At 72.9% G+C, this 7,912-nt stretch carries 6 protein-coding genes; 1 reads left to right on the plus strand and 5 read right to left on the minus strand.

Translation table 11 applies throughout. The annotated features are described in order from the left end of the window. Positions 1-1,802 (minus strand): ABC transporter ATP-binding protein (locus ACSNOK_RS27555; RefSeq protein ID WP_436783494.1); only part of this gene is annotated, 1,802 nt, incomplete at its 3' end. Next, entirely contained in the window at positions 1,799-3,790 is a 1,992-nt protein-coding gene (locus ACSNOK_RS27560; protein ID WP_436783495.1) for an ABC transporter ATP-binding protein, read from the minus strand. The genes ACSNOK_RS27555 and ACSNOK_RS27560, both read right to left, overlap by 4 nt. A 165-nt stretch (positions 3,791-3,955) precedes the next feature. Between ACSNOK_RS27560 and ACSNOK_RS27565 the strand changes: the two genes are divergently transcribed. Then, entirely contained in the window at positions 3,956-4,714 is a 759-nt protein-coding gene (locus ACSNOK_RS27565; protein ID WP_436783496.1) for a TetR/AcrR family transcriptional regulator, read from the plus strand. Positions 4,715-4,825: 111 nt separating this feature from the next. Here the strand turns inward: ACSNOK_RS27565 and ACSNOK_RS27570 are convergent, their stop codons facing one another. From ACSNOK_RS27570 to ACSNOK_RS27580, 3 genes are all read right to left on the minus strand, one after another. After that, complete coding sequence (locus tag ACSNOK_RS27570; protein WP_436783497.1) at positions 4,826-6,082, minus strand: FAD-dependent monooxygenase; 1,257 nt, start codon at positions 6,080-6,082, stop codon at positions 4,826-4,828. Between the two features lie 179 nt (positions 6,083-6,261). Next, a complete protein-coding gene (locus tag ACSNOK_RS27575; RefSeq protein WP_436783498.1) occupies positions 6,262-7,269 on the minus strand; it encodes a methyltransferase in 1,008 nt (335 codons plus the stop codon). 62 nt (positions 7,270-7,331) lie between these two features. Beyond that, a complete protein-coding gene (locus tag ACSNOK_RS27580; protein ID WP_436783499.1) occupies positions 7,332-7,841 on the minus strand; it encodes a PhzA/PhzB family protein in 510 nt (169 codons plus the stop codon). Positions 7,842-7,912 lie beyond the last annotated feature (71 nt).

Consider the following 7,912-nt stretch of genomic DNA (forward strand, 5'->3'; position numbering starts at 1 on the left):
CTCGCCCCCACCCCCTTCGCCGCCTTCGCCGCCTTCACCACCTCCGTAGGAGAAGCGGACGGCGTCGAACTCGATGCTCCCCCGCCCAGCCGCCACCCTCCGGCCCGGTTCCGCTCGGACCAGAAGGCCGCGTACCGCCCGCCCCGCACGACGAGTTCCTCGTGCGTGCCGCGTTCGGCGATCCGGCCGCCGTCGAGGACGACGATCTGGTCGGCGGCCATCACGGTGGGCATCCGGTGGGCGATGACGAGCAGCGTCCGGTCGGCGGTGAGCGCGGCCAGCGCCGCCTGTACGGCGTGTTCGTTCTCCGGGTCGAGGGCGGCGGTGGCCTCGTCGAGGAGGACGATGTCGGAGTCTTTCAGCAGGGCGCGGGCGATGGAGACCCGCTGCCGTTCGCCGCCGGAGAGCGCGGAACCGCCTTCGCCGACCTTGGTGTCCCAGCCCTGCGGGAGCCGGGCCGCGATCTCGTCGACGTGCGCGAGCCGGGCCGCTTCGCGGACCTCGGCCGGGGTGGCGTCGGGGCGGCCGACGCGAATGTTGTCCTCGATGGTGCCCTCGAAGAGGTAGACGTCCTGGAAGACCATGGAGATCCGGGACATCAGGTCCTCGGTGGTCAGGTCGCGGACGTCCGCGCCGCCGATCCGTACGGCCCCGGATTCGACGTCCCAGAAGCGGGCGATGAGGCGGGTGACCGTGGTCTTGCCGGAGCCGGACGGGCCCACGAGGGCGGTCATCGTGCGCGGCGGGACGGTGAAGGACACGTCGGAGAGGACCGGCCGGCCGTCGTAACCGAAGCCCACACCGTCGAGTTCGATGCCGGAGTCGCGCGGGGAAGCCGTCGCGGCCGGTTCCGGGAGGGCCGGCACCTTCAGCAGTTCCTCCACCTTCTCCAGCGCGTTGCGCGCCATGCGCAGACTGGACCCCAGCGTCGCGGCCTCGGACAGGGGCTCCACGAACCGGGCCGCCAGCACCAGCAGTGCCAGCAGCTCGGCGACGGCGAGTTCGCCGCCCAGGGCGAGGTAGGTGCCCACGATCGTGACCGTGGTGAACGCCGCCTGGACCACCAGAGTGAAGCCGACGATTCCCGGCACGCCGGCGAGCAGGACCTCGCGCCCCAGATCACGCTGGTTCTCCAGGGCCTCGCCCAGCGCGCGGCGCCCGGCCGGTCCGCGCCCGAACACGCGCAGGACGGGCTGGAACTGGACGAATTCTAGGATCCGGTTGGCGGCCTCGGCGCGGGCCTCGTCCCGTAGCGCGTCGGCCTTACGGGCGAGATTCGCGCTCCAGCGGTAGACGAGGACGATGAACGGGACGGTGAGGGCGGCGGCCAGCGCGAGCCGCCAGTCGAAGACGAACATCAGGGCGACGACCGTGGCCGGGGTGAGGAAGCCGGTGACCAGCGGACGCAGCAGGTGGGCCGGGACGCCCATGACGTCCATGACGTTCTGGGTGGCCAGTTGACTCAGCCGGCCGACCCGCTCCGGCCCGAACCAGCCCAGCGGCAGGCCGGAGACGTGGTCCCCGATGCGGTGGTGGAGGCTGCGGGACAGGGTGGCGCCGGCCTGGTAGCCGGTGAGCAGGGCGGCGTAGTGGGCGATCCCGTAGGCGGCGGACGCGCCGAGCAGCGCCCACAGCCACGGCCAGGCCCGGTCCGGGTGGTCGCCGAGCAGTTCCCGCAGCACGGGGACGAGCAGGGTGAACGCGACGCCTTGGAGGACGGCGGCGGCACAGAGCGCGACCAGCATGCGACGGAGGACGGGCCGCTGGTCCGGGCCCACGACGGAGAAGAGCTGTCGGATCATCGGGCGGTCTCCTCTGTCGCGGCCGGGGCTGTTGTCGGGGCTGCTTTCGTGGCCGGGGCTGCTTTCGTGGCCGGGGATGCTGCCCTGGCCGGAGCCACGGGCTCGGCCCGGCTCACGGACTCGGGCCGGTCCACGGGCTCGGGCCGGCCCACGGGCTCGGGCCGGTCCTCCGCCCTGGCCGCCACGGTCACCCGAGCGGCGTCCGGTCGCCGTTCGGCCGTCGCCTCGTGCGCCCGCCACATGCGGGCGTACACACCGTCGGCGGCGAGCAGCCGCTCGTGGGTGCCCTGTTCGGCGATCCGGCCGCCGTCGAGGACGACGATGCGGTCGGCGCCGGCGATGGTGGAGAGCCGGTGGGCGATCACCAGCACGGTCTTGCCCCGCGTCAGTTCGGTCAGAGCGTCTTGGACGGCGGCCTCCGACTCGGGATCGGCGAACACCGTGGCCTCGTCCAGCACGATCACCGGGGTGTCCGCCAGCAGCGCCCGGGCGATCGAGACCCGCTGCGCCTCGCCGCCGGAGAACCGGGCGTCCTCGCCGACCACGGAATCGTATCCGCGCGGGAGCCGGACGATCCGATCGTGGATGAAGGCGCCGCGCGCCGCCCGCTCGACGTCGGCCGGACCGGCGTCGGGCCGGGCCGGGCGGATGTTGCCGGTCACGGTGTCGCGCAGCAGCCGGACGTCCTGGAAGACGAAGGCGATCCGGCGGTACAGCTCGTCGGGCGCGATGTCACGCAGGTCGACGCCGCCGAGGCGGACGGAGCCGGCGGTCACGTCCCGGAACCGGGGCAGCAGCGAGGCCAGGGTCGACTTGCCGGAGCCGGAGGCGCCGACCAGGGCGGTCACCGTTCCGGGTTCCAGGGTGAGGTCGATGCCCTTGAGTACCTCGTTCTCGCCCCCACCGCCTTCGCCGCCTTCGCCGCCTTCACCACCTCCGTAGGAGAAGCGGACGGCGTCGAACTCGATGCGGTTCCCCTCCGGGACCAACGGGTCCGGGCGCACGGGGAGTTCGGGCGTCCCCAGCAGTTCGGCGACGCGCTCGGCGGCCGCCCGGGCGGTGCGCAGTTCGTAGGTGGCGTAGCTGAGGGCGAGTACCGGCGCGGTGAGGCCGACGCCGAGCAGGGCGAACGGCAGCAGGTCGACGGCGTCGAGGCTGCCGTCCGTGACGAAGCGGGCACCGCCGAGGAGGACGGTGAGCAGCACGACGATGGGTGAGAGCAGGATCTCGGCGGCTGCCCGGGGTCGGACGGTCGAGGACACCCAGGTCATGAAGAAGGACCCGAACCCGTCGGCGGCCTCGGCGAATCGCTGGTGGGCGCGCCGGGTCCGGCCGAAGGTCTTGACCACGGCGATGCCCTGGACGAACTCGACGGCGGCGGCGTTGATCCGGCCCATCGCCTCGTCGAAGGCCGTGAGCTGGTCCTTCATCCCGGCCATGGCCCACAGGTAGGCCGTCAGCCCGACCACGAGCGGGGCGATCGTCACCAGGGTCATCCGCCAGTCGACGGCGAAGAGGTAGGCCAGGGAGGTCACGGGCACCACGACGGCCGCGGTGAGTTCGAGCAGGGAGTGGGCCACCAGGTGGTGCATGGCGGTGACGTCGTCCTGCAGCGTCTTCTTCACGGTGCCGGAGTTACGGCTGGAGAACCAGCCGAGCGGGACCCGGCCGAGGCGGTCCACCAGGCGGCGCCGGATGTGCAGTTGCAGGTCGTTGTCGGCGAGGTGGGTGATCCCGCCCGCGCCCACCAGCAGCGACAGCCGCACCAGCAGGCCGGCCACGCCGAGCCAGGTGACGGTCCAGGCGCGGCCGTGGTCGATGCCGCCGCCCGGGCCGTCGCCGTCGAGCAGCACCCGGCCGAGTTCGGCGACCGCGATGAAGGGCACGACACCGGCCACCGCCGAGACCGCCTGGAGGGCGACGGCCACCGCCAAGCGCCGCCGGACGGGGCGGAGCAGGGTACTCAGTGCAGCACGTTCCGCGGTCATCGGCACCCCTGTTAGACGGCGTTCAAGAACTTAGGGCGACCTTATCTCCCTGCCGGGCCGGGAAGTCAAGCGCCGGAATCGAGCTGGGGGTTGGCCTACCGGGCACGTCGTACGCGGCCGTCAGGCCCAAGATCCCGATCGCGACGCTGCGTTAAAGTGCCCCGCATGACTGCTCACCCCGTGCGATCGCGCTCCCGGACCGCGGCCGGGCTCCCGCCCATCACCGCCGAGAAAGTGATCTCCGCGGCCCTCGACCTGACCAGGGAACACGGCCTGGAGGGCTGGTCGGTCCGGCAGCTCTCCGGCGCGCTGGGCGTCTATCCCGGGGTCGTCTACCACCACGTCGGCGACCGGGAGGCCGTCGTGGAGATGGTCACGGACCGTGTCGTCGCCGAGATGCCGCTGCCCGACGGGGAACTGGACTGGCGCGCCTGGTTCGAGGCGTTCCTCATCGAGGGCCGGCTGACGCTGCGCCGGTACCCGGGAACGGCACGGCGGCTGGTGCGCCTGGGACCCACGGTGCCCTCGGCCCTGCCCGCCGTCGACCGCGGCGTGGCGGCCCTGCTCCGGGCGGGCTTCGGCCGGGACGCCACGCTCGTCTACCGGTACCTGCTCAACAGCGCGTTCATGCTGGTCGCCACGGAGGACGAGGAGGGAGCCGACCCGGGCGGCCGGGCCCGCATGACGGAGGTGCTGGGCGCCTACCGCGACGCGACGGACCGTCCGGGCCTGGCGGCGGCAGCCGACGACGTCCGACGCCGGGCGGCCGATCCCCGCCCGCCGGACGAACCGGCCGCCGAGTTCTACGCCTTCACCGTCGCGCGGGCACTGGACGGTGCGCAGGCACTCGTCGCCGGGGGCGGCGGGGCCGTCGCGAACAGCGGGAAAACAGAGCGGGAACAGCGGGAACAGCGGGAACGGTGAAACCGGCGGCAACGGCGGAGCGCAAGTAACGGCTCGCTGACCCCGCAGCGCCATCCCGCGATCGACCTGACCCCGTACCGGCCGCCGGGCCGCGCGTCCCGCTCCCTCCCGTCAGCCGCGTACGGCTCCCGGCGGTGTCAGCGAGGGCCGGGAGTTCAGCTTCTCCGCCTCGCCCACCACCTTGCGGTAGGAGTCCGTGACCTCGTCGATGGACGTGTCCGACGGGGTGCCGGGGCCGGCGGACCGGTTGCGTCCGACCCGGTCCATCTCGCGGTTGGCGAGCACGATGGCGGAGGTGGCCTCGCGGCGTTCGCTCTCGTAGGCCGCGAGGGCCGAGCCCACGTCGGGAGCCACGGCCAGGTGGTAGGCGAGGACGCGGGCGTCGATGACGGCCTGTGTGCCGCCGTTGGCGCCGGACGGGTAGCCGGGGTGGGCGGCGTCGCCGAGCAGGGTCACCCGGCCCTCGCCCCAGGAGGGGAGGGGGTCCCGGTCGACCATGGGGTAGGCGAGGATCCGTTCGCTGCCGGCGAGGAGACCGGGCAGGTCCGCCCATTCGAGATGCCAGTCGGCGTAGTGCGGCACGATGTCGCCGAGCGTGCCCGGGGCGTTCCAGTCGACGCCGGCGGCGAGGGGGCCCGGCTCGCCGGTCGGGACGAGGCAGACCCAGTTGATCAGCGTGCGGCCGCGGCGGAGGGCGTCGTGGGAGATCTGGTAGGTGACGAACTGGGTGTTCTTCGCGTCGGCGGCGATGACGACCGCGTTGCCGGGGGCGAACGCGTCCGCTTCCGTCATGCCGCGCCACATGGTCACGCCGTTCCACCGGAGCGGGCCCTGGCCGGGGTGGAGGAGGGCGCGGACGGTGGAGTGGATGCCGTCGGCGGCGACCAGGGCCTCGGCGGTCAGGTCGAGCGCGGCGCCCGTGGCGCGGTCCAGGGCGTGGACGTGGACGCTCCCCGGGGCCTGCTCGAAGCCCTCGACACGGACGCCGGTGCGGAGGGCTTCGGGGCCGAGGCGTTTGACGACCGCGTCCCGCAGCATCATCTGGAACTCGCCGCGGTGGACGGAGAACTGCGGCCAGCGGTAGCCGGCCTTCGTTCCCCGCGCCTCCGCGAACAGCGTGCGGCCGCGGCCGTCCGTGAAGAGGTGCCGCTCGGCCGGGACGCCGAGGGCGGCCAGCTCGTCGAGCAGGCCCAGCTCGTCCAGTTCGCGGACGGCCGCGGGCTGGAGGTTGATGCCCGCGCCGAGCGGCTTGATCTCCCGGGCGGACTCCAGGACGAGGGGTGTGATGCCGGCGGCGTGCAGGCTGAGGGCGGCGGTGAGGCCGCCGATGCCGCCACCGGCGATGATGACGTCGGCAGAGTGGGTCATGGCCGTGTTTCCTGTCCGGAACGAAGTCGTGCGTGACGCCGGGAGCTACGCCGCGGTCCCACGCCGGGATCTACACCTTGATTGGCGCCGGGATCCACACTTGGGTCGGCGCCGGGATCCACACCTGGGTCGGCGCCGGGATCTACACCCGGGTCGGCGCCGGGATCCGAACCGCGGGCCTACACCGGGAGCTTCCTGAGGATCAGCGCCGTGTTCTCGCTGGGCAGCGGGACGCCCCGCTCGACGTCCAGGCCGGCCCGCCGGGCCAGCGCCCGGGTGGCGTCCAGGGTGCGCTGGCGGCCGCCGTTCAGCACGTGCAGGTGCAGGTCCCACAGGGCGGACAGCAGGCCCGTGCCGTCGTCACGCGTCAGCCGCTCGATGACGATCAGACGGGACCGCCCGGACATCGCCGCGTGGAGGTTGGACAGCAGGCGCAGGCACGGCTCGTCCTCCCAGTCGCCCAGCACCCGGGAGAGGAGGTAGGTGTCGGCGCCGGCCGGCAGGTCACCGGAGAACATGTCGGCGGCCACCAGGTCCACGCGGTCCGTGCCGACGGTCCGCTCGAAGTGGGCCCGGGCGATCGGCAGCGTGTGGGCGAGGTCCACGAGGGTGCCGCGGGCGCGCGGGACGGCGCGAAGCACCGTGGAGAGCAGGTGGCCGCCGCCGCCGGCGATGTCGACGATGTGCCGGTCCGCCGAGAAGTCGATCTCCTCGGGGACGGAGTCGAAGAAGAAGTTGCCGGCCCGCAGCGCGCGTTGGAAGCGGTCCGCCGCCTCGGGGTGCTCGCGCAGGTACGGGATGAGGGGCAGGCCGTGGACCTTCTCGAAGCCCGAGGCGCCGGTGCGGAAGGCGTCCTCGGCCTGCCCCCAGGCCGCGTAGAACTCGTCGCCGTACAGGAGGCACATGTCACGCAGGGAGCCGGGACGGTCGCGCAGGAGGTCGCCGACGTCCGTCACGGCGTAGCCGTCGTCCCTCGTGAAGACGCCGAGCAGGACGAGCAGCCGCATCAGGCGGTGGACGACGTCCTCGTCCATCCCGGTGGCCCGGGCGAGCGAGGCGTCGTCGGTGCGGCCCGCGGCGACCAGGTCGGGCAGGCCGATCCTGACCGCGGCGAACACCGCCTGGGTGCGCCAGGCGGCGGTGATGAGGTCGACGGCAGCGCGCGGGGCCCCGGTGTCTGTGGCCATGGTTCGCGGTCCTCCGGTGTCGGGTGGTGCGTCGTCGGGCGGCGGCGTCGGGCGGGCGCGCGTCAGTGGTCCGCCTGGATCCAGTCGCGCTTGATGTGCGGCGTCTCGATGCCCAGCGACCGCATGTGCTCGATCGGATTGGTGTACTCGCGGCTGGACTTGATCTTTCCGTCCCGCAGGGTGAAGCCGTGGACGAAGTGGTTGCGGTAGTGCCCCTCTGGATAGTCGGGGAACCTGATCGTCCCTTCCCCGTCGCACTCCACCCAGATGACGTCGGGGTCCTGCGTCTCGTAGATCCGCACGTCGGTCCACTGCCAGTCGGGCAGCACCCGCAGCGAGAGCTCGCCGTGCCGTTTGAGCCGGTCCTTGCCCCTGACCACGATCGGGCGGCCGATGTCGGTGTAGAAGAGGGCGGTCTCGCCGTCCTCCGTGTAGAGCGTGTGGCGCTCCAGGCGCGCCTCGGGGCCGGTGCGCAGGTACTTCTCGACCGCTTCCCGGTTGCGGGCGCGCAGGTCGAGGTGGCTGGTGAAGACGGGTGGGGCCGCGTACGGCGTCGTGGTGTCGTCGCTCATGGGAGCCTCGCGGGGGAAGAGCCGCCAGTTCGAGTCCGACCACACCTCGTCGAGGTAGGGCTGGCCCTTGC

The organism is Streptomyces sp. URMC 126, from assembly GCF_051386555.1.
Lineage (GTDB): Bacteria > Actinomycetota > Actinomycetes > Streptomycetales > Streptomycetaceae > Streptomyces.